At 54.0% G+C, this 25,538-nt stretch carries 26 protein-coding genes; 9 read left to right on the top strand and 17 right to left on the bottom strand.

The annotated features are described in order from the left end of the window. Window positions 1-20: 20 nt before the first annotated feature. Complete coding sequence (locus tag MYS68_RS04280; protein WP_248924637.1) at window positions 21-1,556, bottom strand: extracellular solute-binding protein; 1,536 nt, start codon at window positions 1,554-1,556, stop codon at window positions 21-23. Between the two features lie 391 nt (window positions 1,557-1,947). After that, a complete protein-coding gene (locus tag MYS68_RS04275; protein WP_248924636.1) occupies window positions 1,948-2,871 on the bottom strand; it encodes a helix-turn-helix domain-containing protein in 924 nt (307 codons plus the stop codon). A 191-nt stretch (window positions 2,872-3,062) separates the two neighbouring features. On the opposite strand from MYS68_RS04275, the gene MYS68_RS04270 reads away from it, so the two are divergent. The 3 genes from MYS68_RS04270 to MYS68_RS04260 all read left to right on the top strand — a co-directional run bounded on the left by MYS68_RS04270 (window position 3,063) and on the right by MYS68_RS04260 (window position 5,893). Further along, window positions 3,063-3,800 (top strand): ThuA domain-containing protein, encoded by a 738-nt coding sequence (locus tag MYS68_RS04270; protein WP_248924635.1) that lies wholly within the window; start codon window positions 3,063-3,065, stop codon window positions 3,798-3,800. 25 nt (window positions 3,801-3,825) lie between these two features. Continuing rightward, complete coding sequence (locus MYS68_RS04265) at window positions 3,826-4,887, top strand: Gfo/Idh/MocA family protein (RefSeq protein WP_248924634.1); 1,062 nt, start codon at window positions 3,826-3,828, stop codon at window positions 4,885-4,887. 166 nt (window positions 4,888-5,053) lie between these two features. After that, on the top strand, window positions 5,054-5,893 hold the full coding sequence (locus MYS68_RS04260) for a polysaccharide deacetylase family protein (protein WP_248924633.1): 840 nt from the start codon (window positions 5,054-5,056) through the stop codon (window positions 5,891-5,893). Window positions 5,894-5,909: 16 nt separating this feature from the next. On the opposite strand, the gene MYS68_RS04255 is transcribed toward MYS68_RS04260, so the two are convergent. Together MYS68_RS04255 and MYS68_RS04250 are read right to left on the bottom strand one after the other, a co-directional pair. Continuing rightward, window positions 5,910-7,298, bottom strand: coding sequence for a multicopper oxidase domain-containing protein (locus tag MYS68_RS04255; protein ID WP_248924632.1), 1,389 nt, complete (start codon window positions 7,296-7,298; stop codon window positions 5,910-5,912). Window positions 7,299-7,414: 116 nt separating this feature from the next. Then, window positions 7,415-9,562 (bottom strand): alkaline phosphatase PhoX, encoded by a 2,148-nt coding sequence (locus MYS68_RS04250; RefSeq protein ID WP_248924631.1) that lies wholly within the window; start codon window positions 9,560-9,562, stop codon window positions 7,415-7,417. 229 nt (window positions 9,563-9,791) lie between these two features. On the opposite strand from MYS68_RS04250, the gene MYS68_RS04245 reads away from it, so the two are divergent. Beyond that, on the top strand, window positions 9,792-10,346 hold the full coding sequence (locus tag MYS68_RS04245) for a CBO0543 family protein (RefSeq protein ID WP_248924630.1): 555 nt from the start codon (window positions 9,792-9,794) through the stop codon (window positions 10,344-10,346). 114 nt (window positions 10,347-10,460) lie between these two features. Here MYS68_RS04245 and MYS68_RS04240 read toward each other — a convergent pair whose 3' ends face one another. From MYS68_RS04240 to MYS68_RS04230, 3 genes are read right to left on the bottom strand one after another with little or no spacing between them, the layout of a single operon-like run. Further along, window positions 10,461-11,261 (bottom strand): polysaccharide deacetylase family protein, encoded by an 801-nt coding sequence (locus MYS68_RS04240; RefSeq protein WP_248924629.1) that lies wholly within the window; start codon window positions 11,259-11,261, stop codon window positions 10,461-10,463. A 14-nt stretch (window positions 11,262-11,275) separates the two neighbouring features. Continuing rightward, a complete protein-coding gene (locus MYS68_RS04235; RefSeq protein WP_275983424.1) occupies window positions 11,276-12,172 on the bottom strand; it encodes an aldo/keto reductase in 897 nt (298 codons plus the stop codon). Window positions 12,173-12,179: 7 nt separating this feature from the next. Beyond that, window positions 12,180-12,740 carry a pyridoxamine 5'-phosphate oxidase family protein gene (locus MYS68_RS04230; protein WP_248924628.1) on the bottom strand — a complete coding sequence of 187 codons (561 nt, stop codon included), beginning with the start codon at window positions 12,738-12,740 and terminating at the stop codon, window positions 12,180-12,182. A gap of 180 nt (window positions 12,741-12,920) precedes the next feature. Between MYS68_RS04230 and MYS68_RS04225 the strand changes: the two genes are divergently transcribed. Then, on the top strand, window positions 12,921-16,103 hold the full coding sequence (locus MYS68_RS04225) for a bifunctional cytochrome P450/NADPH--P450 reductase (RefSeq protein WP_248924627.1): 3,183 nt from the start codon (window positions 12,921-12,923) through the stop codon (window positions 16,101-16,103). 150 nt (window positions 16,104-16,253) lie between these two features. Here the strand turns inward: MYS68_RS04225 and MYS68_RS04220 are convergent, their stop codons facing one another. From MYS68_RS04220 to MYS68_RS04210, 3 genes are all read right to left on the bottom strand, one after another. Continuing rightward, entirely contained in the window at window positions 16,254-16,706 is a 453-nt protein-coding gene (locus tag MYS68_RS04220) for a disulfide oxidoreductase (protein ID WP_248924626.1), read from the bottom strand. Further along, window positions 16,703-17,434 carry a DsbA family protein gene (locus MYS68_RS04215; RefSeq protein WP_248924625.1) on the bottom strand — a complete coding sequence of 244 codons (732 nt, stop codon included), beginning with the start codon at window positions 17,432-17,434 and terminating at the stop codon, window positions 16,703-16,705. Before MYS68_RS04215 ends, MYS68_RS04220 begins: the two co-directional genes overlap by 4 nt. 101 nt (window positions 17,435-17,535) lie before the next feature. Continuing rightward, on the bottom strand, window positions 17,536-19,242 hold the full coding sequence (locus MYS68_RS04210) for a methyl-accepting chemotaxis protein (RefSeq protein ID WP_248924624.1): 1,707 nt from the start codon (window positions 19,240-19,242) through the stop codon (window positions 17,536-17,538). A gap of 255 nt (window positions 19,243-19,497) precedes the next feature. Between MYS68_RS04210 and MYS68_RS04205 the strand changes: the two genes are divergently transcribed. Then, window positions 19,498-20,184: a class I SAM-dependent methyltransferase gene (locus tag MYS68_RS04205; RefSeq protein ID WP_248924623.1), complete on the top strand. Its 687-nt coding sequence runs from the start codon at window positions 19,498-19,500 to the stop codon at window positions 20,182-20,184. Between the two features lie 109 nt (window positions 20,185-20,293). Here the strand turns inward: MYS68_RS04205 and MYS68_RS04200 are convergent, their stop codons facing one another. Continuing rightward, the gene (locus MYS68_RS04200) at window positions 20,294-21,067 is read right to left on the bottom strand and encodes a GyrI-like domain-containing protein (RefSeq protein ID WP_248924622.1); all 774 of its coding nucleotides are present in this window, start codon (window positions 21,065-21,067) and stop codon (window positions 20,294-20,296) included. Window positions 21,068-21,171: 104 nt separating this feature from the next. On the opposite strand from MYS68_RS04200, the gene MYS68_RS04195 reads away from it, so the two are divergent. Continuing rightward, the gene (locus MYS68_RS04195) at window positions 21,172-21,609 is read left to right on the top strand and encodes a hypothetical protein (protein ID WP_248924621.1); all 438 of its coding nucleotides are present in this window, start codon (window positions 21,172-21,174) and stop codon (window positions 21,607-21,609) included. Window positions 21,610-21,612: 3 nt separating this feature from the next. Here the strand turns inward: MYS68_RS04195 and MYS68_RS04190 are convergent, their stop codons facing one another. Continuing rightward, a complete protein-coding gene (locus MYS68_RS04190) occupies window positions 21,613-21,855 on the bottom strand; it encodes a hypothetical protein (protein WP_248924620.1) in 243 nt (80 codons plus the stop codon). Window positions 21,856-21,976: 121 nt separating this feature from the next. On the opposite strand from MYS68_RS04190, the gene MYS68_RS04185 reads away from it, so the two are divergent. Further along, window positions 21,977-22,222 carry a hypothetical protein gene (locus MYS68_RS04185; protein WP_248924619.1) on the top strand — a complete coding sequence of 82 codons (246 nt, stop codon included), beginning with the start codon at window positions 21,977-21,979 and terminating at the stop codon, window positions 22,220-22,222. A gap of 44 nt (window positions 22,223-22,266) precedes the next feature. Beyond that, complete coding sequence (locus MYS68_RS04180; protein ID WP_248924618.1) at window positions 22,267-22,761, top strand: spore germination protein; 495 nt, start codon at window positions 22,267-22,269, stop codon at window positions 22,759-22,761. Between the two features lie 7 nt (window positions 22,762-22,768). Here MYS68_RS04180 and MYS68_RS04175 read toward each other — a convergent pair whose 3' ends face one another. The 5 genes from MYS68_RS04175 to MYS68_RS04155 all read right to left on the bottom strand — a co-directional run bounded on the left by MYS68_RS04175 (window position 22,769) and on the right by MYS68_RS04155 (window position 25,480). Then, entirely contained in the window at window positions 22,769-23,059 is a 291-nt protein-coding gene (locus tag MYS68_RS04175; RefSeq protein WP_248924617.1) for a hypothetical protein, read from the bottom strand. 13 nt (window positions 23,060-23,072) lie between these two features. Next, window positions 23,073-23,459 carry a hypothetical protein gene (locus MYS68_RS04170; RefSeq protein ID WP_248924616.1) on the bottom strand — a complete coding sequence of 129 codons (387 nt, stop codon included), beginning with the start codon at window positions 23,457-23,459 and terminating at the stop codon, window positions 23,073-23,075. 2 nt (window positions 23,460-23,461) lie between these two features. After that, window positions 23,462-23,677 (bottom strand): hypothetical protein, encoded by a 216-nt coding sequence (locus MYS68_RS04165; protein WP_248924615.1) that lies wholly within the window; start codon window positions 23,675-23,677, stop codon window positions 23,462-23,464. 20 nt (window positions 23,678-23,697) lie between these two features. After that, a complete protein-coding gene (locus tag MYS68_RS04160; protein ID WP_248924614.1) occupies window positions 23,698-24,138 on the bottom strand; it encodes an Hsp20/alpha crystallin family protein in 441 nt (146 codons plus the stop codon). Between the two features lie 109 nt (window positions 24,139-24,247). Further along, a complete protein-coding gene (locus tag MYS68_RS04155; RefSeq protein WP_248924613.1) occupies window positions 24,248-25,480 on the bottom strand; it encodes an aspartate aminotransferase family protein in 1,233 nt (410 codons plus the stop codon). Window positions 25,481-25,538: the final 58 nt, after the last annotated feature.

Here is a 25,538-nt window from a genome sequence, read left to right as displayed (position 1 = left end):
ACCCAAAACCTTGCTTCCCATCACTTGAACGATTTGTAATGCTCGGCGAATTCCTTATACGCTTGCTTCGTTTCCGGTAAATTGTTAATTTTGTCCACATAGCTGCGGTATTCGTCCATGCTGATTTGGCCGACGATCGCCTTGGTTACGTTCGCTCTCCATTCGTTTTCGTACTTGGACCACACATTGATCCACGAGTCCGAAACCAGATAGCGGAACGGATCGACCTGGCCGATCTCGTCGTATTTCTCCACTTCCTTGATTTTGGCGTCGTTGTACGCTTTATTGCCGGAGGCGCTGATCACCTTGCCCCACTTCTCGTAGGCGAGCACGCCGACGCCTTTGCTCGTCGTGTTCACTTCCTTCACGCCCTGCTCGGTCAGCACCTTCTGCCCGTCGACGGTCTTATAATGTACATCCGGAATTCCGTAGTAGGAAAAATCGCTGATTTCCCGCGACGCGGTCAGCTCGAAATAATCGAGCAGCTGCTTCACTTTCGCCTCCGGCACTTTTTTCGAGATGAGGAACCCGCCTCCGCCACCGATCGCCAGGTCAATCGCGTATCCTTTCGGCCCTTTCAACGTAAGGTTGACGATTTTCGGGTCCTTCTGTCCCGCCTTTTCGATCTCGTTCTCCCATTCCTTGTCCCACCATATGCTGCGGGCATAAGATGCGGCGCGGCCGGTTTTGTACAGCTCCTCGGCCTGCGTTCTTTTCATGACCGCGAACTCCTTGGCGAGCAGTCCCTGCTCGTATAGTTTGCGGAACCAGGCAACCGTCTCGGTGTACTGCGGGGTCAGGTTCGTGTAAATGAGGCCTCCCTCCGCGTTGTACGTCGGCTCCAGCGACCCGAAAGCGGCCGCGAACGCCGCGTCTCCGTCGTTTACGATGACGCCGTTTCCAATTAAGCCCAACGTGTCCTTTTTGCCGTTGCCGTCCGGGTCGCCTTCCACTATTTTCTTCAAGGCGGCTTCATATTCATCAAGCGTCGTCGGGACCGGAATGTTCAACTTGTCGAGCCAATCCTTGCGAATCTTGATGCCGATATCGATCCGCGAGCGCGAACCGGGCAGCGAATATATTTTGCCGCCGACGGTCCGGTACTTGAACGCGTCTTTTACCGTGTTGTTTTTCAGGTTCGGATATTGGCTGAAATCGCCGAGAAACGGCGTCAAATCCCAAAACGCCCCGTTTTTGATCGCGCTGATCAGCGTCGGGCGTTTAAAATCCGGGACGGCCAGCACCTCAGGCAAATCGCCGGAGGCGAGCACCAGGTCGAGCTTCGTGTTCAGGTCGCCGGCGGGCACCCATTCGATCTCCAGCCTGCTGTTCGTCCGCTTCTGCCACTCCGCCCAGTAGGCGTTATTCATGTCGGGCACGTCATTGTACAAGCCGGCGAACATTTGAATGCGCAGCGGCTTTTTTTCGTCCGCTGACGTCCCGTTTTGCCCCGTTTTGACCCCGGTGCCGGTTCCGGCCGTAGAGCAGCCGGCCGCGAGCGCAAGTCCGAGCGTTAACAGGGCGATGCCGCCCGTTCGTCTTTTCGGTCGCTTCATCGATCATTCCTCCTTTTTGCCGGCCGTTCCTGATAAGCGAAAATCAGCCGCTGCGTGTCTCGGATCTTGCTTCCGATCGCTCCTCAGCCCCGTAAAGTGACGATAACCTTCGCAGCTTATACCGATTACTTTACGGGGACCCCACGGATTCCATAACTCCGCCACTTGGCGGTAGAAATCCGAGAACAAAGGCGACCGGTGGCGCTTCTCCAGCAAGAATCCGTCCACTCCGCTATTTTCGCTACATCCCTGCAATCCTTGCAAGAGGAACGGCTGTTACCTGTAATGTAAACAACGCGGAGGAAGCAGGAAACAGACATTTTTTTAGCTGCCGCCGCAGAAAAAATGTCCTTCCGCGAAAGCGCATTCAACCCCGGCAAAACGCCGACCTTTAGTCGTGATGACAAAAAAAGTCCTGTTTCATCCGGCGGCGGAATTCGCTAGGCGAGCAGCGGTTATGGCGTTTGAACAGCTTGTAAAACTGCCCCATGCTCGGAATTCCGACCTCCAGGCCGATTTCGCTTACGTTCAGGTCGCGGGTGAGCAGCAGCCTTTCCGCTTTTTTGATGCGCTTGTAATTGACATATTCGACAAAGGAAATGCCCATAACCTGATGAAAGTGGCGAATGAAATAATGATAGCTTATATTCAGCAGCCGGCATATGTCCTCGACCGTTATTTTCTCGTGCAGCCGGTTTTCGATATAATCGATGGCCGGGCGCAAACGGACCAAATCGCGGTCCCGGGACTCCCGCAAAAGTCCGCGGGTATCGCTGCGAAGGAGAAGCAGCAGCAGCCGCTTGATCGCGGCTCCGACGGCCAGCTCGTACCCCAGCTCCTTGCGCTGGGTTTCGCGGTGGATGTCCATGATCAGCGAAAACGCCTCGCTGCGGACAGCGGGCTGTTCGCGAAATATATAGTTCAGCCGGCTGAGCGGCTCGGTCAGCTCGGAGAAGCAGTTCATGTAAGGCATGGAGCCGGGGTCGAAATGCTGCAGCAGATCGACCTGAAAGACGACGAATTTCAGCGTCGACGGATGCGCCTTATGTACGCGGTGCAGCTGCGACGAACCGAACAGCACCAGATCGCCGGCTTCCAACGTGCCGTATTCGCGTTTGGTCTGAAATCCGAGTTTTCCTTCCGTGACCGCGAGAAATTCAACCTCCCGGTGGTAATGCCACGGCCACCTGGCGGGAATGCCGAAGGAAGCGCCTTCGGACTGGATCTCCCACACTTTGAGATAAAGCAGCGGATTCTCATAATTGACGATCTCCTCCCGGATCAAATCCGGCTGTGGCTCTGCGATCGCGGTCATCCCGCCTTCCCCCTTTTCGATCCTAAAAAGGCAGTTTTCACTATGAAGTGTAATCCGATTTCCGTAAGGAATCAACGAAAATTATCCATTCCCGAATCAGAAAGGCAGTATCGAGCACATATTCGGCAATTTTGCGAGTATCTTTTGGCAGGACGATTTTCTATACTCGGATTGTGAGAGGAGGAATAGCAATGAGTCAACCTATTCGCGTTACGGTATGGAACGAGTTTCGCCATGAGCAAACGAGTGAAAAGGTGCGCTCCGTTTATCCGGACGGGATTCATCGCGCCATCGGAGAAGGGATTGAGGGTGATTTTGCCATCGGTTACGCCACGCTGGACGAACCCGAGCACGGGCTCACCGAGGAGAAGCTGGCAAGCACCGACGTACTGATCTGGTGGGGGCATAAAGCGCACAAAGAAGTGAGCGACGAAATCGTCGATCGCGTGCACAAGCGGGTTTTGGACGGGATGGGGTTGATCGTGCTGCATTCCGGGCATTTTTCGAAAATTTTCAAAATGCTGATGGGCACGACCTGCAACCTCAAATGGCGGGAAGCCGATGAAAAGGAACGTCTGTGGGTCGTATCCCCGGGGCATCCGATTGCCGAGGGCATCGGCGAATATATCGAGCTGGACAGGGAAGAAATGTACGGGGAGCACTTCGATATTCCGCAGCCGGATGAGCTTGTTTTCGTCAGCTGGTTCGAAGGCGGCGAAGTGTTCCGCAGCGGCTGCACGTTCCATCGCGGACAGGGCAAAATCTTTTATTTCCGCCCGGGGCACGAAACGTATCCTACCTACTTCAATCCGCAGGTGCGCAGAGTGATCCGCAACGCCGTGGAATGGGCTGCGCCTACGGGCCGGCCGAAGCCGGTGTACGGCAATTACAAGCCGCTGGAGACCATCAAGGCAAAGCAGCATTCCTAGACGTATCGCACGAGGAGGATAAGCGATGAACCACGAAACAACCGCGCCGGACGGCAAACCATTCCGCATCGTGCTGGTCGGATGCGGCAATATGGCGTCGCGGTGGGTCAAATACGCTCTGAGCCGGGAAGATGCGGAGATTGTCGCCTGCGTCGACATCCGTCCGGAGGCGGCGGAAGCCATGATCCAAAGGCATAATCTCGCCTGCCGCGGTTTTACGGATGCGGAGGAAGCCATCCGCGCAACCGGGGCCAATCTCGTTTTTGACGTGACGATTCCCGAAGTTCACAAGCAGGTTGTGACCGCAGCGGTACGGCACGGGTGCAGCGTCATCGGCGAGAAACCGATGGCGGTGACGATGGAGGATGCGGTGGAGGTGGCAAAGCTTGTACGGGCTTCCGGCAAAAGCTACGCGGTCATGCAAAACCGCCGGTTTGACAAAAACTTGCGAGCTCTGCGCGGGATGCTGGAGGATGGCGTCATCGGCGAGCCCGGGTATGTGACTGCGAACTTCTTCCTCGGTCCGCACTTCGGAGGATTCCGGGAGGCGATGGACAGTCCGCTTCTGATCGATATGGCGATCCACACATTCGACCAAGCCCGCTTTCTGCTACAGGCCGATCCCGTATCCGTCTACTGCCACGAATTCAACCCGAAGGGCTCCTGGTACCGCGGAAACGCAGCGGCCGCATGCATCTTCGAGTTCTCGAACGGCGCCGTGTTCACCTACAACGGCTCATGGTGCGCCGAAGGAGCCCACACCTCCTGGCAGGCTGACTGGAGGGTCGTCGGCTCCAAGGGTACGGGAATCTGGGACGGCCATGGCGCCCCGTACTGCAGCGTCGCTGCGGCGGAGCAGCAGGAAGGAAGCTTTATGCGCGCCCATACGCAGGTCTCGCCTTCCAGGGAATGGAACGGCCGGGAAGGGCATGACGGCTGCTTCGACGATATATTCGCCGCTCTAATGGAAGGGCGCCCGGCGGAAACGGACAGCTCGGACAATCTGAAAAGCGTGGCGATGGTGTTCGGCGCCGTCCAAAGCGCACGGACCGGACAGAAAGTGCGGATCGACACGCTCATAGGTTAGCCTGAATGGAGGCGGCGACGTATCGCGAAAAAAGGATCGAGGCATCCCCTCGGTCCTTTTATTTTTTTACCTGCCAATTTTATTTTTCGACAGCTTGTCTTACGTCACGACAAAAGACGGCAAATCTATTATAATGTGACTACGAGATCAGAAAGAAGTGGTAAACATGCATAAGCTCGCAGTCATCATCATGCTGGCGGGTCTGCTTGCCGGCTGCGCGGAAAACAATCCGTCCGCGGCACCGATGCCGGTTGAACCCGTACCGCTAACCGGCACGGCCGTCGTTCCGGTACCGAACCATCAGGACGCAGCCGTCAGTCACGTATCGGCCGACCGGGGCGACACCGCAGAAGCGATGCCTCTGGCAAGCACCGCAGAGGTCGCCGTTTTTAACGCGAAAGAACACGTCATCTATTCGGGCAAACGGACGGAGAAAAAAGTAGCCCTCACCTTTGACGACGGGCCCGACGCCAAATATACATACCAAATTTTGGACATTTTAAAGAAAAACGACGTTGTCGCCACCTTCTTCGTCACCGGGGAACACGCAGCCGCCCATAAGGAAGCGATGAAGCGTATTGTCGATGGAGGGCATGAGATCGGCAACCATTCGTGGGATCACGTCGATTTGACCAAATTGGACCAGCAGCAGCTGGAGGACGAAATCGATAAGACCGACGAGGTCATCAAAAGCTACACCGGCCACGCCCCTGCTTTCGTACGCCCGCCTTACGGAGCGCTGTCCCAGCAGGTCGCCGATTACGCGGAAAAATCCCACAAGATCGTCAATTGGTCCGTAGATACGAGAGACTGGGAAGGAGTTTCCTCCGAGAAGATCGTCGAGACGGTGAAAAAAGAGATAAAGCCGGGAGCAATCATTCTGCAGCACTGCGCCGGCGGCAAACACGGCAACCTGAGCAACACGGTCAAGGCACTCCCGCAACTGATTCAAACCTTGAAGGAAAAAGGATACCGCCTCGTTACCGTGTCCGAACTTTTGCAGTAATCGAGGCGGTGGACAATTACTCCGAGACTTTCACCAAAGTGATGAGTCCGCCCATCTCGCCGTGCGACATTTCGCCGCCGTTCATCGTATGGTCGAGAATGTGGCAGTGAAGCATCCATGTTCCCGGATTATCTGCGGTAAATGCAATATCGTAGCTTTCCCCCGGGCCGATGAGCACGGTGTTCATCGTCTGCGGCTGCGGCACCGGATGGCCGTCCTTTTCGACGACCTGGAAATCCATGCCGTGCAGGTGCATCGTATGCACATCCGTCGTATCGATGTTAATGAGCCTGATCCTGACCTTGTCGCCTTTCTTCACTTCGATGGAAGGCGTATCGGGATAGCTCCGGCCGTTGATGGTGAAATAATCCTTTTCCTCGTCCGCGGCGTTGATTTGAAAGCCGCTTATCATCATCGTGTAGTCATGGTCATATTGCGGACCGGCATCCGGCTGCTTGGGATCGACGATCAGCGCTCCGTACATGCCGTTGCCGATCTGTTTCATATCGTCGTAATGCGAATGATACATATACGTGCCCGGATGTCCGGCTACAAAGTCGTAAACGAACGATTGTCCGGGAGCAACGGATTTTTGCGTGAGGCCCGGCACCCCGTCCATCGCATTCGGCAATTGCATGCCGTGCCAATGAATCGTCGTTGGCTCCGGCAGCTTATTGACCAGAGTAATGCGCAAATGGTCGCCTTCGGTCACGCGAATGACCGGCCCCGGCACTTGCCCGTTATACGTCCAGGCCGTCGTTAGCACGCCGCTAAGCGGCGACCAGGCGTGCAGCTCGGCGGTCAGCGTAAATTCTTTCGCCCCATCGGCGGCAATATGCGGCGCCATGCCTTTGCCGTTCAGCGCATCGCGAACGGCCGCTTCTTCCTCTTGGAACTGCTTCGCGGCATCCGGGGTTGTGATTTCCACTTTATGGGCAGCGGTATTGAATTTCACCGTGGCCGGAAAGATGCTTTCGATCGTCCGAGCGGAAACCATCAGCGTCCCGTTCATCATCAAAGGCTCCAAATCGGTAGTCACTACCCGGTTTTCAAACACGACGGAAATATGCGAAGTGCGCAAATCCTGATGATGCATGCCATGATCCTCGGACATGCCCGGGAATGTCTGCGTATTGATCAATACGGCTTGATGCTCTGCGTCCCAATTGACCTGGGCGCCAAGCGCTTCGGCGACGCTCCTCGCCGGAACGTAAAGCTCCGATAAATCGCTGCTGATGGAAGCTTCGCCTTCCGCCAACGCCCCGTTTACCGTGACCTGCAGCGCCCCTTCCTCAGCCTCCGTGCCAGCCGTTTCGATATGTCCTCCGTGTGCATAAACCAAACCGCTATACGCGGAAATAACGGCTATGCACCCGATGACGACCAACCATTTTTTTAAACGCATGTCCTGATGTCTCCCAATGGTTAATAATGCCTATTATCGGCTAATAATGAGAGAAAGACCAAAAGAGCTGGTCATCGGGCTCCAATGGTCTTTCTCCCTTTATCCGAGCAGAACTTTTACTTGTTCAAGAAGTTCATCAAAGTTTCGGTCGGGAATACGGCCTTCTCGTTTTCAATCTTCACCGCATTTGCGAGTTTGACATCCTGGCCATTGACTTTGGCGATAGCTTCGCCGATTTTGACGGTCATCGTATTCGTTCCCTTGGTGATCGTTACGCTGCGGTCCGCTTCGTTCCAGGTTACCTTCGCGCCTTTCTTTTCCGCCTCGTCGCGAAGCTGGCTGAGCGTATTGTCCGTATCCTTCAAAGCGACCATCTGCTCCATAGTCGGAACGCCGCTGATGTATCCTACGGAACCGGAACGTTTATTGTCCCAGTACTTGTTGATTAACGGCTCTACCTGAGCTTTGAGAGCGTCCGGCAATATCATTTCGTCGCCCGGGTGCTGGATGTTGCTCATGATATAACGGAACCCGTTCAAATTGTCCACATCCTGAAGCCCCGTCGCTTCAGCCCCGGCCGGAGTCGTCAAAATGCGCGACAATTTCTTGGTATCGATTTGATAAGCCCACACATAGTTGTTCGCATGCATGCCGCTGTCTTCGCCGATAAAGAGCGTGCGAAGATCTTCCGAATAAGAGAGGTTGTCCGGGTTGCCGATCAGATTATCGTCTGCGGTATTTCCTTTCCAGTCCGGCTGGGCCAAATCCTTACCCGCTACGAGCCCTGTCATGGCCGTTGCGGCATATTCGCTGTTAATCGTGTTGCCTTCCGCATCCTTCTGTCCGCCCTGCAATGCAAGCTCGTAAACGACGCCGGCTCTGATTTTTTTCAAATGAATGTCGTCAACCGGATCGGCGCCTTTGGCATCCGCTTCCGTCGATTTTTCCAAATAAGACATGGCGACGTAGATTTTCTTGTCTTTCGCGTTCGCAGCAACGCCTTCCATCTTGTTAAACTCGGATGTGGCGCCCTGGATTGCAGCGTAACGGCGCGATTCGAGGAACGCAGCCGCTTTTTCCATACCCGGCTTCACCTTCAGCCATTCCATTTTGCCGCTCGGATACGTTTTGATTTTCGTGAAGCCGTCCGTATCTTTATCTGCGGTTTCAAACATATCGCTGAATTTCAAGCCTTGCTTGACGTAATCGGCGATTTCGGCGTCGGTCGCGTGCCCCAGGTTAATCCATTGAAGGGAGCCGGCTCCGCCGTTTGCATCGTCCGCCGTCTGGGTAAATTTTGCTGCATAGAGCGTACCCGCGGACAAATCCTGCGCTTTATCGGCCACATACATGAACAGCATCGTGTAACCGCCGTCGTCGCCGAAGAAGACGGTTTTTTGATCGGGCGCCACTTTGCCGAGCTCATGCGAGAAACGGCCCATGCTGTAATGCTTGGCAACCGTCGTCGTGCCGTCCGCATTGACCGTGACTTCAGGTAAGTAACCGTATGCGTAAGGGTTTCCTACGGCATTGTCGTCCTGATAGTAAGCCTTCGCAAACGGGCCTACGTAAGTTTGCGTCGGGTCGGCTTCGTATGCGCGGGCGTCGGCTTCATATTCCTCGGAACCCAGATGAGTATTCCAAGGAGTCAGGGAGCCGTTACAAGGAATCCACAAGCCGTCAACGGCGGAAAAATCGATTTTTTTCAGATCGGCGGCCTTCAGCTCGCCGGTCTTTTTATTCTGGTCGATCGTGGTCAGACTCATCGACGCAGGAACGACGCCATAAGCGGATTTGCCCGCGTTGTTGTTGGTAACATATTCGAAATGGGTGACAAGAGAAAGCGGGTTGCCGCCCAAACTCGTCGGTTTTTGTCCGGGAATCGCCATCAGGCTGTTGGAGTCAGGGTCATCGGATACGAACGGAACCGGATTGCCCGGAACGCTGGTGTCCATGATCGGCTTGCCGTTCACATCTACCGCAACGCCTGCAACCGTGCCGTTAATGGAATCGGTCGATTTGAAAAGCGTTTTGTATGTCAAAGGAAACGAACGGACCGACCCGTCGCTGTACGCAACCTGAAGCGAAGCGGTCGTGTAAAGCCTTGCCATCTCATCCGGAGTAGCCGGAGCCGGCATGCCGATAAATTCCACGGATCTCACGGTCACATTGTCGGCGGCGGCGGCAGTGCCGGGCATTACTGAGGGAGCGAGCAGCGCGAGGCCCATCACGGGTACAAGAAGTTTTTTCATACGATGTTTCATAGTCACGTTCCTCTCTATTATCCTAGTAAATTCGCTTTCATTTTTAAGAATAGACCCGTTTTGTAAAAACCGTGTAAAAGAAGATGCAAGTTATTGTCAAAACAGTATTTAGATTTTGTAAATTCCGATGCAAAACCCGTTTTTTCGTTATATCCGATTCCATCATTATGAAACAGCCTACAATTGGGAATATTAAACAAACAATCGCTGATTACCGGGAGACCGCCGCATGAGCAAATCTTATCCGTCTTTTGACGATGTCATGAAAGCAAGGGAGCAGCTTACCGAATTGTCTTACCAGCATTGGCTGCATGATGATTTTTTGTCCTGGAAGTGGTGGCTTCAGCTTGCATTGTCCGTTATCCCCTGGTTTATTTGGTGGAAAATTTCGGATAAGAAGAGAATTCACGAGATCTTGTTGTATGGTCTGTTAACCGGTATCATGGCCATCACTCTGGATAATATAGGTACCGATCTAATATGGTGGAGTTACCCGGATAAGCTGTTCCAAATGATTCCGCCCATGTTTCCTGCCGATTACACGTTAGTGCCCTGTTCATTAATGGTGGTATATCAGCTTACAGCAACTTGGAGAACGTTTTTATTCGCCAATGTGATCTTAGCCGCGTTCAACACGCTTGTCGGTGAAACGCTGTTCATCAAACTCGGCTTCTACCGGCTGCACAGCTGGCATCTAAGCTATTCTTTCCTTTTTTACATCGCGGCCGCCATGCTCGCAAGATGGATTATCGAAAACACGAGACCGAAAGCTCTAGCGAAATAGCCCAGAGCCGTAAAATCTTCCGCGCATCGATTCCCGGAACAAAAAAGACACCTCTTCCTCATCGCCAGCGCGATTTGAAAGAGATGTCCAACCATTATGCCCGAGGCGGCCGGTTTATCCAAGCTGAACCTGCTCGCCCGCTTTCACGACAAACAGCTCGTTGTCCGCCACCAACCACACCGGGGTTGCGGAGGGGTTGTACACGAAGTCGCGGGAGGCGGAGAAGTGCAGCTGCCGGAACGCTTTCACATAATCGACGAACCCGATGTTCGTCACGTACCAAAGATCCTCGCGTCCCCCGATGAATTCGCAAAACCGTTCGATCAAGTCCCAATTGTTGTCGTTATCGAACTCGTAGCTGTGTCCCCACACATACATCAAATACAAGTACTGGCGCTTATGGAGCTCTACGAACTCCTCCGCAAGCTTCATCAGATCGCGATTATGATGACACGTCGGCTTCCATTCGTGCAAATCGTCAGGCAATCCGAAGCCTCCGGTGCTCTGCACGACACGGGCGTATTCGATGCCGAGATAGGGCAGCATTTCCTTGATCTCCCTGTTGTAGGAGCCGTTCGGGTACGAAAGTCCTCTGACCGTGTTTTGGACGATGCTCTCCAGATTTTTTCGGTCTTCAAAAATTTCATCCACGATTTGTTCCTTCGGGCATCGCGCGATCGTCGGATGAGTTACCGTATGCGCCGATACTTCATGACCCTTGTAAAGCCCGGCGATTTCTTCGGCGGGAATGCGGTCGCCCTCCCCAAGCATCCCCGAGTTGATGTGAAACGTCCCTTTGATCCCGTTCCTGTTAAAAATATCGACTAACCTGCGGTCGGCCGCCCTGCCGTCGTCGTAGCTCATCGTGACCGCTTTATGCCTGCCTTCGGGGAAAGTCATGATCACTTTTTTCACAAAATGGCCTCCATTCATACGATATCAAGCGGAATTTTTCTTCGCGGCGCCGGAAAAGCTCCGTCCAGCATGGCGAGGTCATCCTCCGTCAATTGAAGCTTGATGGCCTCGGCATTTTCCAGCACATGCCGCTGCTCTGCCGCTTTCGGAATCGCGATAACATCCCGGCTGCGGATACACCATGCAAGCAGCACTTGAAATGTCGTGGCGTTATGCCTTTCCGCAACCTGCTGCACCGCCGCGTGTTCGACCAAACCTCTGCGCAAGGAGCCTGCCTGGGCCAGCGGACAATACGCCATGATCGGCATGCGATGCTGCCGCTGCCAAGGCAGCAGGTCGTATTCGATGCCGCGGGAGCCAAGGTGGTACAGCACCTGGTTAGTCGCGCAGCCCGTGCCCTTGGCTTGCCCGAAAAGCTCCTTCATATCGTCCGTATCGAAATTCGAAACGCCCCAGCGCGCTATTTTTCCTTGCTGAACGAGACGTTCCAGGCCTTCCACCGTTTCACCGAGCGGAACGCTGCCCCTCCAGTGCAGCAGGTACAGGTCGAGCCGGTCCGTCTTCAGACGCCGCAAGCTGTTTTCGCAGCTTTTTTCAATGCGCCCCCGCCCCGAGTTATGCGGGTATACTTTGGAGACGAGGAACACGCGGTCCCTGACACCCCGGATCGCTTCCCCGACCAAGGACTCGGCCCGCCCGTCGCCGTACATTTCCGCCGTGTCGATAAGCGTCATGCCGAGTTCGATGCCGAGCCGCAGCGAGGCGATTTCCTGCTGCCTTCGAGAAGGGTCGTCCCCTACAAACCAGGTGCCTTGACCGAGTCCAGGCACCATGGTTCCGTCCGGAAGCCGGACAAGCTTGTCTGTACCGGCGCTGCGTATGTTTGAAATGCGTTCGTTATCCGGATACATCGCGTGCTCACTCCCGTGCTCCAAGCAGTTCTCCAAGCGGAGTTACGATGCCGTCCATGCTGACGGCATTTTTTTGCTTGCGGTACGCGACCAGTTCCTCTTCGCCTTTGACCTCCGCCCATTTCCGCAGCGTATCCCGCTCGCCGGTATAGGAGAAAAACGGCACGCTGTAGCCGCATGACGTTTTGACCGCATGAATCTTTGCGTAAATGATTTGCCGTGCGCCGGGAAGCAGCTCAAAATGCGGAATAAGCTCATCCCATTCCGGCGTCCCGGGCAAAACGACGCGGCCCGTTCCATAAAGCCGCAATATCATCGGAGCGCCTTCGAAAGCGACGAACATCAGCGTGATCCGGCCGTTGTCCTTCAAATGTGCGCTCGTCTCGTTGCCGCTGCCGGTCAGATCCAGGTAGGCCACCTCCGTCGGCGAAAAGACGCGCAGCACGTCGTGCCCCTTCGGGGAAAGATTGACGTGGCCTTCCGCCGGCGCGGAGCCGACAAAAAACAGGTTTTGCCGCCGGATAAACCGCTCATGCTCGGGGAGCATGGCTTCGAATTGTTTTCCCATTTCGATCACCTCGCGAATGGATGGAAAGCTTTACATGTATTATGAACCTTTACGCTCCGTTCGTAAAATATATTTTGGGAATATCGTTCATAGGCGTTGTCTATAAGCCGGCCCTGTATTTTTATTAATCGGAAAGTTAATCCTATTGGGGAAAATTTAGAAACGCAGAGGAGTTTTTTTATGGAACGACCAATGCCGATCCCCCAGCCCAAAACATACGGTGTTCTCGGGAATATCCCATTAATCGATAAAGATTCGCCCACTTTATCTTTCTGCAAGCTTGCCGACGAGTTCGGTCCGATATATCGGTTCGAGGCATTTGGAAGATCCGTTTTTATCGTCTCCGGCCCCGATCTTGTGGCCGATGTGTGCGACGAGTCGCGTTTTGACAAAGCCATCGGACATTTGCTGAAAGTGCGCGATTTTGCCGGAGACGGGCTATTCACCAGTTTAACCGAAGAACCGAATTGGAAAAAAGCGCACAACATCCTGATGCCCTCCTTCAGCCTGCAGGCCATGAAAGGATATCATGACATGATGGTGGACATCGCTGCGCAGCTTGTACAAAAATGGTCGCGTTTGAATCCGGACGAAAGTATCGACGTGCCGGACGATATGACAAGACTGACACTGGACACGATCGGCTTATGCGGATTCAACTACCGCTTCAACAGCTATTACAGAGAAACGCCGAATCCGTTTATCGTGAGTATGGTTCGTGCGCTGGACGAAGCGATGCATTACGGCAACAGGCTGCCGATTCAAAATGCGCTGATGATTAAAACAAAACGGCAGTACGAGCGGGACATTCAATCGATGTTCTCGTTGGTCGATAAAATTATAGCTGAGCGTAAAGCCGGAGGGGATCAGGGAGAAACCGATTTGCTTGCCAGGATGCTGACGGCCAAAGATCCGGAAACCGGGGAGCGGCTGGATGACGAAAATATTCGTTATCAAATTATTACCTTCTTGATAGCCGGCCATGAAACGACGAGCGGACTGCTGTCGTTTACGATTTATTATTTATTGAAACACCCCGAGGTTTTAAAAAAGGCTTACGCAGAAGTGGATGAAGTGCTGACAGGCCCTCTTCCGACGTATGAACAGGTGCTGAACCTTAAATATATACGAATGATTTTAAACGAATCGGTACGTCTATGGCCGACCGCTCCCCAATTCAGTCTTTTCGCCAAGGAAGACACCTTGATCGGAGGCAAATATCCGATTCGCAAAGGGGAAGCCGTTTCCATTATTTTGCCAAAGCTTCATCGGGATAAAGGAGCCTGGGGGGATGATGCCGAGCAGTTCCGGCCGGAGCGGTTTGAGGACCCCGGCAAAATTCCCAACCATGCGTATAAGCCTTTCGGAAACGGACAACGGGCTTGCATCGGCATGCAGTTCGCCCTTCACGAAGCGACTTTGGTTCTCGGAATGATCCTGCAGCGATTTCAGCTGATCGATCATATGAACTATCAGCTGAAGGTCAAACAAACGTTGACTCTGAAGCCGGATGACTTTAAGATACGCATTCAATTGCGGGACAAGAAAATACCCGATCCGTACGCAGCCAAACCGGATGAAAACATGGCCAATACCCCCGCTCTCGAAAATCGGGCACGAAAAGCTTCCGTCATCGGAGTGAATAACAGACCGCTGCTCGTTCTGTACGGCTCCAATATGGGAACTGCAGAACGTATTGCCAAAGAGCTGGCCGACCTCGCCCGCTTGCACGGCATCCGCAGCGAAGCGGCGCCGCTTAACGATCGGCTCGGCCATTTGCCGAAGGAAGGTGCTTTATTGATCATCACTTCTTCCTATAACGGCAAACCGCCCGGCAATGCGCGCCAGTTCGTGCAATGGCTGGAGCAGGTCGAACCGGGCGAGCTGCAAGGGGTTACTTATGCCGTGTTCGGCTGCGGGGATCGTAACTGGGCCGCTACTTATCAAGAGGTGCCGAGATTCATCGACGAGAAGCTCGCCGAAAAAGGAGCGACCCGTTTCTCTCTGCGCGGGGAGGCCGATGCGAGCGGAGACTTCGAAAAGCAGCTTGAAGCATGGAAAAAGCAAATGTGGACCGATGCGATGAAGACGTTCGATTTAAAACTGAACGAAAATGCGGAAAAGGAACGGAGCACGCTGAACATTCAGTTTGTCAGCGGCCTTGCGGAGACTCCTCTCGCCGAGTCGTACGAGGCGTTTCATGCGACCGTCGCGGACAATCGCGAGCTTCAGCAGCCCGGCAGCGAGCGAAGCACGCGGCATATCGAGATCGAACTGCCCGAGGGCGTGGCGTATCGGGAGGGCGATCATCTTGGTGTTTTTCCAAGTAACAGCAAGGAAACTGTAGGCCGCATTATACGGCGGTTCGGTTTGAATGGAAACGATCAGGTAATATTGACGGCAAGCGGAGTAAGCAGCTCCCATCTGCCTTTGGATCGGCCCGTATCTCTGTTTGACCTGCTTAGCCACAGCGTTGAGGTGCAGGAGGCGGCGACCCGGGCGCAAATACGCGAAGCCGCCGCTTTTACGGTTTGTCCCCCGCATAAGCGCGAACTGGAAGCTTTACTCCATGAAGGCACATATGAGGAGCAAATACTGAAAAAACGCGTCTCGATGCTTGATCTTATTGAAAAATACGAAGCATGCGAAATTCCGTTTGAGAAATTTCTGGAGCTGCTGCCTCCGCTTAAGCCGAGATATTATTCGATATCCAGTTCCCCGCGGATGAACGCAAAACGAGCCGGCATTACGGTGGGGGTAGTCCGCGGCCAAGCTTGGAGCGGACGAGGCGAATACCGTGGATTTGCTTCGAATTACTTGGCTGAACGTATGTCCGGCGAAGACATCGTCATGTTCGTCCGCACGCCGGAATCCGGGTTTCAGCTTCCTGAAGATCCGCAAACCGCTGTCATCATGGTAGGCGCAGGAACGGGGGTAGCGCCTTACCGCGGTTTTTTGCAGGCACGTGCTGCATTGAAGCGGGAAGGAGCCTCGCTCGGCGAAGCCCATCTTTACTTCGGCTGCAGGAACGAAGCGGATTATATTTACCGCGAAGAGCTGGAGCAATATGAAAGAGACGGGCTGGTTACGCTTCATATCGCTTTTTCGCGCAAGGAAGGCGTGCCCAAAACTTATGTGCAGCATTTGATGGCGGGAAATGCCGCGGAAATAATCCGCATTTTGGACGGCGGAGGACGGCTTTACGTATGCGGAGACGGCAGTAAAATGGCTCCCGATGTAGAAAGCGGGATAAAGAAAGCTTATCAATCCGTGCATAAGGTTGATGACCGGCAAGCCGAAAAATGGCTGTCGGCTCTTCAGTCAAACGGAATTTATGCCAAAGATGTCTGGACCGGTATATAAGTTTAAACCGCTCCACTATACAGCGGCGGCAGTCCGGGACTTTGATTTTCGTCCGGGACTGCCGCTGCTTCGTGTTAAACCTTTAGCAGGTCGTTATAAAATACAATATCGGTATTATACCGTGACATCGGCGCTTTTCACAGCAACCGGCTACTCCTCCTCCGCTTCCCGCGCCCCATCCCTGCCGATCAGCAAAATGACGGTAATCAGCACGAATGCGATGAGAGCGAGCAGCGGGATCGTAACGACGCCCCACCAGTCCAAATAATCCACATTGCAGGGCACCCCGGCGGTGCAGGGCAGAAGCTTCGCGAAGCCGGGAATTTTTTGCTCCGCATAGTGGTACAGCGAAATGCAGCCTCCGATGATGCTTAAGGGCAGCACGTACCCGATCTGTTTACGGTCGTTCAAATAACTCGCCCTGCCGAGCAAAACGACCAGCGGGTACATGCAGATCCGCTGCAGCCAGCACAGCTTGCATGGAATATAGCCGAGCACCTCGCTCATAAACAGGCTGCCGCCGGTTGCGATGAGCGAGACGACCCATGCCAAATATAAGGCATATTGCCTGATCAGCCGCAACAAGCTTCCCTCGCCGGTCATTGCCCTGCACCTTTGGCGGCTTGGTCGATCGCGGCTTTCAGCGCGTTGTAATCAAACACGTTTTCGAACTTTTTCCCGTTGATAAAAAGCGTCGGCGTGCCGGTAACGCCGGTTTTCCGCGCCAATGCGTTGCTTGCGTCGATTTCGGAGGCGTACGTTTTGGACGCGATATCCTGCTGCAGCTTGCCGAAATCGATCGGCAGATTGAGCTGCTTCACGAGGCCCGTCAAATAGTCCGGGGTCGCCCACGGCAGCTTTTCATCCGGCTGATTTTTATAAATCGCATCGTAAAATTGCCAATAAGCTTCGTTGTTCTGATGAAAAATCGAATGCGCTGCAAGCGCCGCCGTTACGGAATCCGGCCCGATGATCGTAAAATCGGCAAAATAGAGGGAAACGAGTCCCTTATCGACGTAATCTTTTTTCAGCTGCGGGGCGATTTGCTGACTGAATACTTTACACGACGGACACTTGTAGTCGCCGTATTCGACGATTTTCACCGGCGCGTCGGGTTTGCCCATGACCGGATATTTGTCGTAAGCGAATTCGAGCGGGGCCTGCTTCGGTAAAAACGCGATGGCGGCCACGATCAGCAGCACCACGACGATCCCCGTCGTCCACATGATGGTGCGCATCCGTTTTTGCTCTTTCTGCCTCAGTTCCTTTCTTGCCTGTTTGTAGCCGGATTTACCCGGCGGTTTCGATGAAGTTTGCTGCTTCTCCGCCACGATGATGGCCTCCTTTGCGCGTCTTATCTTCAGTTTACCCAAACATCGACCTCAAAGTAAACGGCGCGCATGTCCAAACGGTTTGCGGAAAAGCAAAAAAACTATACTTTGAACTTGCCCACCGCTTCCTGCAGCCCCGTAGCCATGCCGCTTAAATGGCGCGAAGCGGACGCCATATCCTCCAAAGTGGCGAGCTGCTCTTCCGATGCAGCCGCGACCTCCTGGGTAATGCCGGATGTCCGGCGTGAAATATCCGACAGCTCGATCACGGAGGCGGCTACCTGCTGCGCCCCGGCCGACATTTGTTCGGCGACGGACGACATATCGGTAATTTGATCGGACACCTCCAGCACGGAAGCCATAATTTCTTCGAAGCGGCCCCCCGTATCGCGCACGGCGTCTATGCCGACGCGCACCTCCGCTTGGCCGGAGGCCATAGCCCGAACCGCTTCCTCGGCTTGAGCGCCGATCGCTTCCACGATGCCGGCGATCCGCTGGGCCGATTCGCCGGTTTGCTCGGCGAGCTTGCGCACCTCGCCGGCTACGACGGCAAAGCCGCGTCCGTGCTCTCCCGCCCGTGCCGCTTCGATGGACGCGTTAAGCGCAAGCAGGTTCGTCTGCGTCGAAATGCCGGAGATCATATCGATGATTTGCACAATTTCCCGTGTTTGTTCTCCTAGCAGGTTAACGGTGTCGGACACCTGATTGATCGCCGAATCGATCGTTTCCATCTGGCTTACTACCTGCCGGATCGACGCGTTTCCGTGTTTTGCCTTTTCCGATGCATCCAGCGACAGCTCCGATACGACGCCGGACCGCTCGGCGACGCGCTGCACCCCGACGGCCATTTCCTCCATCGCGCGAGACGCTTCCTCCGCAGACCGTTCTTGTGCCTGAGCCCCGGCCGCAACCTGCTCGATGGAGCCGGAGATTTGCCGGATCATCTGCACCGATTGGGCGGCACTGGCGTCCATCTGCTCCGAGGAAGCGGCGACCATATTGGCCTGCTCGTTCACCCGGCGAATCAAATGCTTTAATTTGTCGACCATCGAATTGATGCTCTCGGTAAGCCGGCCCACTTCATCGCCCGATCGCGGGCGCAGCTGTCCGGTCAAATCGCCCTGCGCCACCCGCTCCGCAAACAGGACAACCTCGCGGACCGACCGGACCAAATAGGTGCCGAACCCGAAGAAAATCAATCCCCCGAACACCGCAGCCCCGGCGCATATCGCGATCGTAAACGCGATCGTGTCGGCCATTTCCCTCTCCAGATTGTCCGCGGCAGCTTTCCGTTCCTTTTCGTAAGAGCCGATCAGCTTATCGATCGCATCGAACATCGCCTGCTTGTACGTGTCGGTTTCGTTGTCGATCCGCTTGTACTCGTCGCTTAGCTGCTTCGCGGTATAGCTGCTCCTTTTTTGATATACCGCCATTACAGCGTCGAAGTTTTTTAAATATTTATCGCCTTTATCCGACAAGCCCTTAAACCATTCTTTCTCCTCCGGGGTGTCGACGCTGGCCTGCAAATCTTGCAGATGTTGCTTGAACGCCTGCGAGTTTTCACGGAATTCCGCCGCCGCCTTCTCGCTTTCATTGATGATAACATCGGCTTGGTTACTGTACAGCTCCCCGATGTCGCTTTTTAACGCTTCCGCGGTATTCTCGTCGGCCGTTCGCTGATTTTGCAGCGCGATGCTCGCCTTAATGTCCCGCAAATAAACGATGCTGACGGCCTCAGCCGACACGAAAAGCACCATCACTGCCAAAAAACCAATCATTAATTTGATGCGAAGCGGCCAATTTTTCATCAATATCCCTCCATATCGCTCTTATTGAAACGTCATAATTCGATATAATTCGGCATATTTTGCCCTCCCCTACAATTCTACATCTTTTCTTACAACTCCTTCCTGTTTTTTTAAAATATTAACGCTTTCATAATACCTATGCCGACACATGCGTATATAGGTAATACCTATAAAATTTATATATTTTATATATTTAACTTATCGACGTTCAACCGATACACTGAAGGAAATCATCCAAATGAAGGAGCGAATAACATGGACTCTTCCGTAAAAAAGCTGTTTGATGCCGTAGCCCGGGATTATGACCGCCAGCGAAGACAACTGATCCCTTGCTTTGACGACTTTTACGGCACGGCGCTGTCATTGGTGGAAAGCGAATCTCCCGCCCCCCGCATCATCGACCTTGGAGCAGGAACAGGACTGTTTTCCGGCATGGTTTTGCAAAAATATCCGAACGCGAGCCTGACGCTTATGGACTTGAGCGACAAAATGCTGGAAGGCGCCCGCGAACGTTTTCGCGGCGCGGGCAACGTGAAATACGTCGTCGGAGATTATTCCGATTTTGCATTTTCCGAGACTTACGACATCGTGATCTCCTCTCTGTCGATCCATCATTTGACGCACCCGGCCAAAAGGCAGCTGTTTGCGACCATTTATAAGTTTCTGCGCGAAGGCGGCATTTTCGTTAATGCCGACCAGTGTCAGGGGAACAGCGCTTATACCGACCAAGTTTACCGGCGCCGCTGGCTTGCCGCCATCCATGAAAGCGGACTGTCTCAGCAGGCGATCGACGCGTCGATCGAAAGAAGAAAGGTCGACATCAACGCCAAGGTAAGCGATCAAATCGCATGGATGGAGGAAGCCGGCTTTTCGGATGTGGACTGCATGTACAAAAACCTCGATTTCGCCGTATTTTTCGGGAGAAAGCTGCCGCTCGCATAATAATCCGGGTAAAAAAAAGCCGCTCCCGGCCTTGGCCGGAAACCCGCGTTTCCCGGCCAAGCGCCGCAAAGCGGCTTTTTTCCGCGGGCAGTATCCCTTCTGCTCCCCGCTATAATTGAATCAAGCTGATGATATTGCCGGTGTTGTCCCAAAAATCGAACCGCACCGGCTCGCCCGGACGCCAATCCGACAGGCGCACCTTCTTCTCCTTCAGCTTTGCGCGCGCGGCTTCCGCATCACGTGTGGCAAAGTTCAGCGGCGTATACTGCTCGCTCGGCTCCCAATCGCGCACCTTCACGAGATGAAAGCCGCAATTGGGGCCTACGGCAAGCCCGGCCATCCGCTTGTTTTGCCAGCGCAGCTTGAAACCGAACACATCCCGATACCACGCGACCGACTCCTCCAAGTCCCGTACCGGCAAAAACACGGCATCGATCCGCTCCACCAGCGCTTCTCCCGGATTCGGCTTGATCGGGATTAAAATCTCGACCCGTTCTTCACTTTGCGCTGCCCCCTCTCCCTCCGATTCATCGATGTAAAACTTCTCGATGGAACACGCCCGATCGGCTTTCGAGTAACCCATCCTTTTCATCCAATCGTGCAGCTCGCGATAACCTTCGCCGATCGTCCGGTTCGTGCAAACGACCATCGCGTAAGTCCTCGCAGGCAGCGTAATGGTGTGCATTCCTTCGGGCAGCGGATGCGGATAACCGTTCCCGGTCTCCCCTTCGTCTTCGGGTGCGCTTTCCACCTCGCAGCACGCCCAATAGGTGACAAAGCTTTCATTCTGATCGTAATACGGGCTGATCAACACATCGGACCACACCGCTGGATAACGCTTCCAATTCATATATATTCGCTGGGAATATCGCGATTCCTTCAAAACCGCCTCCGCGAATATGCCGAAACGGACAGCCCGCACAGGAATTTCGCGGCGGCCAGGCATATATTATTCAGAATTATTTATTAAGACAAGGACGTGATTCCATGCCTGGTAAGGCCAAACGTATGATGGAAAAAGAAGCAGCCAAATGGACGGGGCATCCCGTTCTGGTGGTGCATCAGGACGGAACCTGCTATGCGGGGTATTTAAACGAGGTGAAAAACGGGGAAATTGTGCTGAGCAGCGCCTACCGGTCGGACCGAAAGCTGCCGGCTTCGTCGAACAAACGCCAAAAAGCCCGGGGCATGCAGGCGCAAGTATCCGGACTGCTCGGAGGTCTTTTGGGAGGATTAGGCGGCTTGGGCGGGGGTTTGGGCGGAGCTTTTGGAGGAGGCGGCGCCGCCCGCGGCGTTGGCGCTCCCGCAGCCGGAGCCGCTGCGGGAGGCGGGGGCGGCTTCTGGCAAAAATTATGGCCCGGCATCAAACTCGGCATCGGAGCTCTTCAATTCATCATGCCTTTGATCGGCAAATTCGCCTTTTAACGGTCAGCTGTCCGTAAACGGCTTGGTCAGCCCGGCCTGATTAAAGATGGTGGGCTGGCCGCAAAACCGGCAAAATGCCGCCTCCGGTGGATTTTCCTTAAAGCAGCCCTTGCTGAGCAGCCCTTTTTCATCCGAACAGCGGTTGATGAGCGGCGATCCGCACCGGATGCAAAACTGGTCCGTCTGCTCGTTCATCTGTTGGCAGCGTATGCATTGCCGGTATTCCTTTTTTTGAGGCTGGTTCATCCGGATCATAAACCTCCTTTACCAAGGATAATAAAGGCCCATTTTTATAAATATAAAGTACAACGGACAAGATCTCCTGAATAAATTAGGCATATGTCTGTATAAAACAGGAGGAATACGTATGGCTCTTGCGATCAATTTCGTAGCCATCAATGTGAATTCGATAAACCGGGACGCCACCCTTGCGGTGGGAGAAAACAACCAGCCCGGTTGGAGCACGCATGGCAAAACGATGTTCGGCAATATGCAGTCTTTCGGATTAAGCTTTGTGACCAACATCGTTAACAACATGATCGATTCGGATGTAGTCGATTCGCCGATCGTTGACAACGACAGCATTCCGTCCGCACAAAATCAGATAGCTTAACGGAAAAAGCCACTGCAGCCGCCTGATCTTGAGGAGGGATTTCCATGAGCTTGACGGACGGACAGATGAACGTTGTGTTTAACAAAATCTCCGTCATTTCGGTAGATACGGGAGCAGGCATCTTCATCGGCAACAATACGGCATACGGCTGGACGACGACCCGTAAGGATAACTACGGCTTCGGCAGCTCCCGCGGAGGAAATATTCATCACAATTGCAACCTGGTGTTTGACAACGATCACATCGATTTCCCGATCGACGACCACGATGTATACATTCACCACCAAACAGCCCCGGCCGCGCAACATATTCATTTTCAATCGGTCGAAGTCAATTCCGTATCCGCCAATTCCACGATTGCAGTCGGTGACAACAATCAACCCGGCTGGAACTCGACAGGGAAAAGCAACGCAGGTGCGGGAAGCTTTAAAGGACTGAACGTATCGAAAAACAATGTGAATACGATCCTCGACGACGACCTGATCGATTCGCCGGTTTTGCAAAACACCGCTTCTATCAGCCGCATGCAAAACATTTGAAGCCGGCTTACGATGCCGTGACGGAGGCGGAGGCCAACAAAGACGATTTGACCGTCTCCGCCACGCGGGCGTCGGACTGCTCCAGCACATCCAGCACATCGTTATCCTCGAGCACCGACCTGATCTCGCGCAAGCTGTTCCCGTCCCCGTGAACGGTGCCGAAGCCTTGATTTTGCTTTTTATGGCTTTGGAAGCCGCTCGGGTAATTGTTGCCAAGGTTGATGCAGGAAGCCCCCTCGACGGATCCGATTTGAATGTAGCCGATCACAAATGTCGGAGACAACAAAGAGTTCCCCATACGTTTGCCTCCTTTAGCCGCCGGCCTGCTTCGAGCGAATTTCGTACTTGAAGCCTGCCGGCGTTTTTTTGATTTCGTTTGGCACAGCCGGTTCTTTCCCGGCGCTCGGACGTTCCTCCGACTTTGTTCCGCTATCCTTCTTCCCCACCCGCGTGCCGAAATTATTGCCGAGATTCAAGGCACCGCTCAGCTCGTCGATATCCAGCCGGTCCAGCCGAAACATCAGCTGCTCCAGCGACGGATTATGGACGTGCAAGTTTTGGATCGTAATGGAGTGGCCGCCCGTTTTTTCGCTCAGCTTCTCCACCGCTTTTTCCAATCCGTGCAAACGTTCGTACAGCATCTTTTCCGCATTCCCGCGAGCCGCATGACGGCGGTCCAACCATCCCAGGAACCCCATCGTTACCCATCCTTCTTTTGAACGAATTCGAACAAGTCGTTGTCCAGCACCAAATGATAGTTAGACTCCAGCATATTGTCATTGCCGGCCACTTTCCCGAACCCTTCGTTTGTTTTGCTGAAATGCTTCCAGCCGGCCGTCTCGTTTTCACCCGAAAATACGCCGGACGATTGTGAGATCGATTGTATGCGCAAATCGCCAAAAATAATTTTCACCATGCGTCTTCCCTCCCGAAGCTTTATGTTTCCCAGGTTTCGCTGTTCAGCGGAATTTGCCGTGCGCCGGTCATCGGTTTTTTGCGGAAACGAACGGTCAGCAGCCCTTGCCGATAGCCGGTGGAAACCCCCTCGAGCTCGACATCGCTGGGAAGCAGCACTTTCCGCTGGAACTTCCCGTGGAAACGCTCATGCAGGATAAGCTCCTCCTCATCCACCGGATAATCGAAAGCAAGTTCTCCTTTCAGCAGCAGATGCCGCTCGCTCAAGCTCATTTTGATCGACTCGGGCGATCTCAGCCCAGGCAGCTCTATGACAACAACAACTTCCTCGGCCGTTTGGTAAACGTCCACGCGGGGTCCGGGGTTCGGAATAAGACGGGAGATCTCTTGCCAAAACTCTTCGCCGAGCGCCTTGCCCGCCTGATTTTGGATGGCGTTCCATAGCGCCTTGGGATGATCCATCGGTTGAACACCAACCTTTGTCTACAAGGTAGTATGCCCGCGGGCTTGAGGCGCTGACTTTTCGTTAAGCCATGCCTGTCTATTTATATGTATGCAGGCTGACCTTTTTTCAAGAACAGACAATGCTGAGAGGGGACGTTCTGTCCAAAACTTTATCCAGCCGCTCCACCATGTCGTCAATTTCCCCTTTTGCCACAATGAGCGGCGGCATCAAACGGATAGTTCCCGCATTAGGCGAATTGATCAGCAAACCTTCCTTCAGGCACTCCGAAACCAGATTAGGCCCTTGCCCCGCCGGAAGGTCGAATGCCAGCAGCAAGCCCATGCCGCGAATGTTCGCTATCGGGTGCTTTTTCGCCAGCCGCTGCAACTCCGCGACGATATATTTTCCCTGCGTATCCGCGTTTCGAGGAAGCTCTCTGCGAACAACCTCACGAATGACCGCACTGCCGACGGCCATGGCCAGAGGCTGCCCGGAATACGTCCCTCCCTGATCTCCGGGTTCGAAAATATTAAATTTCTCTTTAACGAGCAGCGCCGATAAAGGAAACCCTCCGCCGATGCCTTTTCCGAGCGTCATCACATCCGCCTGCACCCCGTAATGCTCGTACGCGAACATGTTCCCCGTTCTTCCGATCCCGGTCTGGATTTCGTCAAAAATGAGCATGATTCCGCGTTCGTCGCAAATTTGGCGAAGCCGGTGCAAAAACGCGGCGTCGGCCGGATGCACGCCGCCCTCCCCCTGAACCGGCTCCAGCATAACGGCGCAAGTTCGGTCGGTAATGGCCGCCGCGCATGCTTCGAAATCGTTTAACGGCACATGCCGAAATCCGGAAACTTTCGGGGCAAAAAGCGGCTCCCACTGTTTTTTCCCTGTCGCGGACATCGTGGCCAGCGTGCGTCCGTGGAAGCCGTTTTCAATGCATACGATTTCGTAGGCGCCGCCGAGGTTTTTAACCCCGTGCTTTCTCGCCAGCTTGATTGCGCCCTCATTCGCTTCCGCCCCACTGGAGGCGAAAAATACTTTATCGAAGCAGGAAATGTCCGTCAGCAGCCCTGCGAGCTCAATCATCGGCTTGTTGTAAAACGACGGGCTCGCATTCACCAAAACCGCCGCCTGGCGCTGCAGCGCTTCCCGAATTGCGGCAGGAGAGTGCCCGAGGCAGTTTACCGCCCAGCCGCCTATAAAATCGAGGTATCGATTGCCCTCCGTATCCCAAAGGTACATGCCTTCGCCGCGCTCCATCACAATATCCGGCCGCACCGCGACATCCATCACCGATTTCCTCGCTTGCCTTAGCAGTTCCGAAGCGGCAGCGCCGGTTTTTCCGTCAAAAAGCATACGCTCACCTCATTGGTTTTATATTTATACTTAAAAATGAATATATATACAATAACCG

The sequence above is a fragment of the Paenibacillus hamazuiensis genome, from assembly GCF_023276405.1.
In the GTDB taxonomy this organism is placed as follows: domain Bacteria; phylum Bacillota; class Bacilli; order Paenibacillales; family NBRC-103111; genus Paenibacillus_AF; species Paenibacillus_AF hamazuiensis.
Note: the sequence above shows the minus strand (reverse complement) of the source record. Positions and strands in the feature narration are given on the sequence as shown.

Coding starts and splice junctions, on each gene's coding strand:
- MYS68_RS04280 (WP_248924637.1), bottom strand. CDS start 1,556: ATGAAGCGACCGAAAAGACGAACGGGCGGCATCGCCCTGTTAACGCTC.
- MYS68_RS04275 (WP_248924636.1), bottom strand. CDS start 2,871: ATGACCGCGATCGCAGAGCCACAGCCGGATTTGATCCGGGAGGAGATC.
- MYS68_RS04270 (WP_248924635.1), top strand. CDS start 3,063: ATGAGTCAACCTATTCGCGTTACGGTATGGAACGAGTTTCGCCATGAG.
- MYS68_RS04265 (WP_248924634.1), top strand. CDS start 3,826: ATGAACCACGAAACAACCGCGCCGGACGGCAAACCATTCCGCATCGTG.
- MYS68_RS04260 (WP_248924633.1), top strand. CDS start 5,054: ATGCATAAGCTCGCAGTCATCATCATGCTGGCGGGTCTGCTTGCCGGC.
- MYS68_RS04255 (WP_248924632.1), bottom strand. CDS start 7,298: ATGCGTTTAAAAAAATGGTTGGTCGTCATCGGGTGCATAGCCGTTATT.
- MYS68_RS04250 (WP_248924631.1), bottom strand. CDS start 9,562: ATGAAACATCGTATGAAAAAACTTCTTGTACCCGTGATGGGCCTCGCG.
- MYS68_RS04245 (WP_248924630.1), top strand. CDS start 9,792: ATGAGCAAATCTTATCCGTCTTTTGACGATGTCATGAAAGCAAGGGAG.
- MYS68_RS04235 (WP_275983424.1), bottom strand. CDS start 12,172: ATGTATCCGGATAACGAACGCATTTCAAACATACGCAGCGCCGGTACA.
- MYS68_RS04230 (WP_248924628.1), bottom strand. CDS start 12,740: ATGGGAAAACAATTCGAAGCCATGCTCCCCGAGCATGAGCGGTTTATC.
- MYS68_RS04225 (WP_248924627.1), top strand. CDS start 12,921: ATGGAACGACCAATGCCGATCCCCCAGCCCAAAACATACGGTGTTCTC.
- MYS68_RS04220 (WP_248924626.1), bottom strand. CDS start 16,706: ATGACCGGCGAGGGAAGCTTGTTGCGGCTGATCAGGCAATATGCCTTA.
- MYS68_RS04210 (WP_248924624.1), bottom strand. CDS start 19,242: ATGAAAAATTGGCCGCTTCGCATCAAATTAATGATTGGTTTTTTGGCA.
- MYS68_RS04205 (WP_248924623.1), top strand. CDS start 19,498: ATGGACTCTTCCGTAAAAAAGCTGTTTGATGCCGTAGCCCGGGATTAT.
- MYS68_RS04195 (WP_248924621.1), top strand. CDS start 21,172: ATGCCTGGTAAGGCCAAACGTATGATGGAAAAAGAAGCAGCCAAATGG.
- MYS68_RS04190 (WP_248924620.1), bottom strand. CDS start 21,855: ATGAACCAGCCTCAAAAAAAGGAATACCGGCAATGCATACGCTGCCAA.
- MYS68_RS04185 (WP_248924619.1), top strand. CDS start 21,977: ATGGCTCTTGCGATCAATTTCGTAGCCATCAATGTGAATTCGATAAAC.
- MYS68_RS04180 (WP_248924618.1), top strand. CDS start 22,267: ATGAGCTTGACGGACGGACAGATGAACGTTGTGTTTAACAAAATCTCC.
- MYS68_RS04175 (WP_248924617.1), bottom strand. CDS start 23,059: ATGGGGAACTCTTTGTTGTCTCCGACATTTGTGATCGGCTACATTCAA.
- MYS68_RS04170 (WP_248924616.1), bottom strand. CDS start 23,459: ATGGGGTTCCTGGGATGGTTGGACCGCCGTCATGCGGCTCGCGGGAAT.
- MYS68_RS04165 (WP_248924615.1), bottom strand. CDS start 23,677: ATGGTGAAAATTATTTTTGGCGATTTGCGCATACAATCGATCTCACAA.
- MYS68_RS04160 (WP_248924614.1), bottom strand. CDS start 24,138: ATGGATCATCCCAAGGCGCTATGGAACGCCATCCAAAATCAGGCGGGC.
- MYS68_RS04155 (WP_248924613.1), bottom strand. CDS start 25,480: ATGCTTTTTGACGGAAAAACCGGCGCTGCCGCTTCGGAACTGCTAAGG.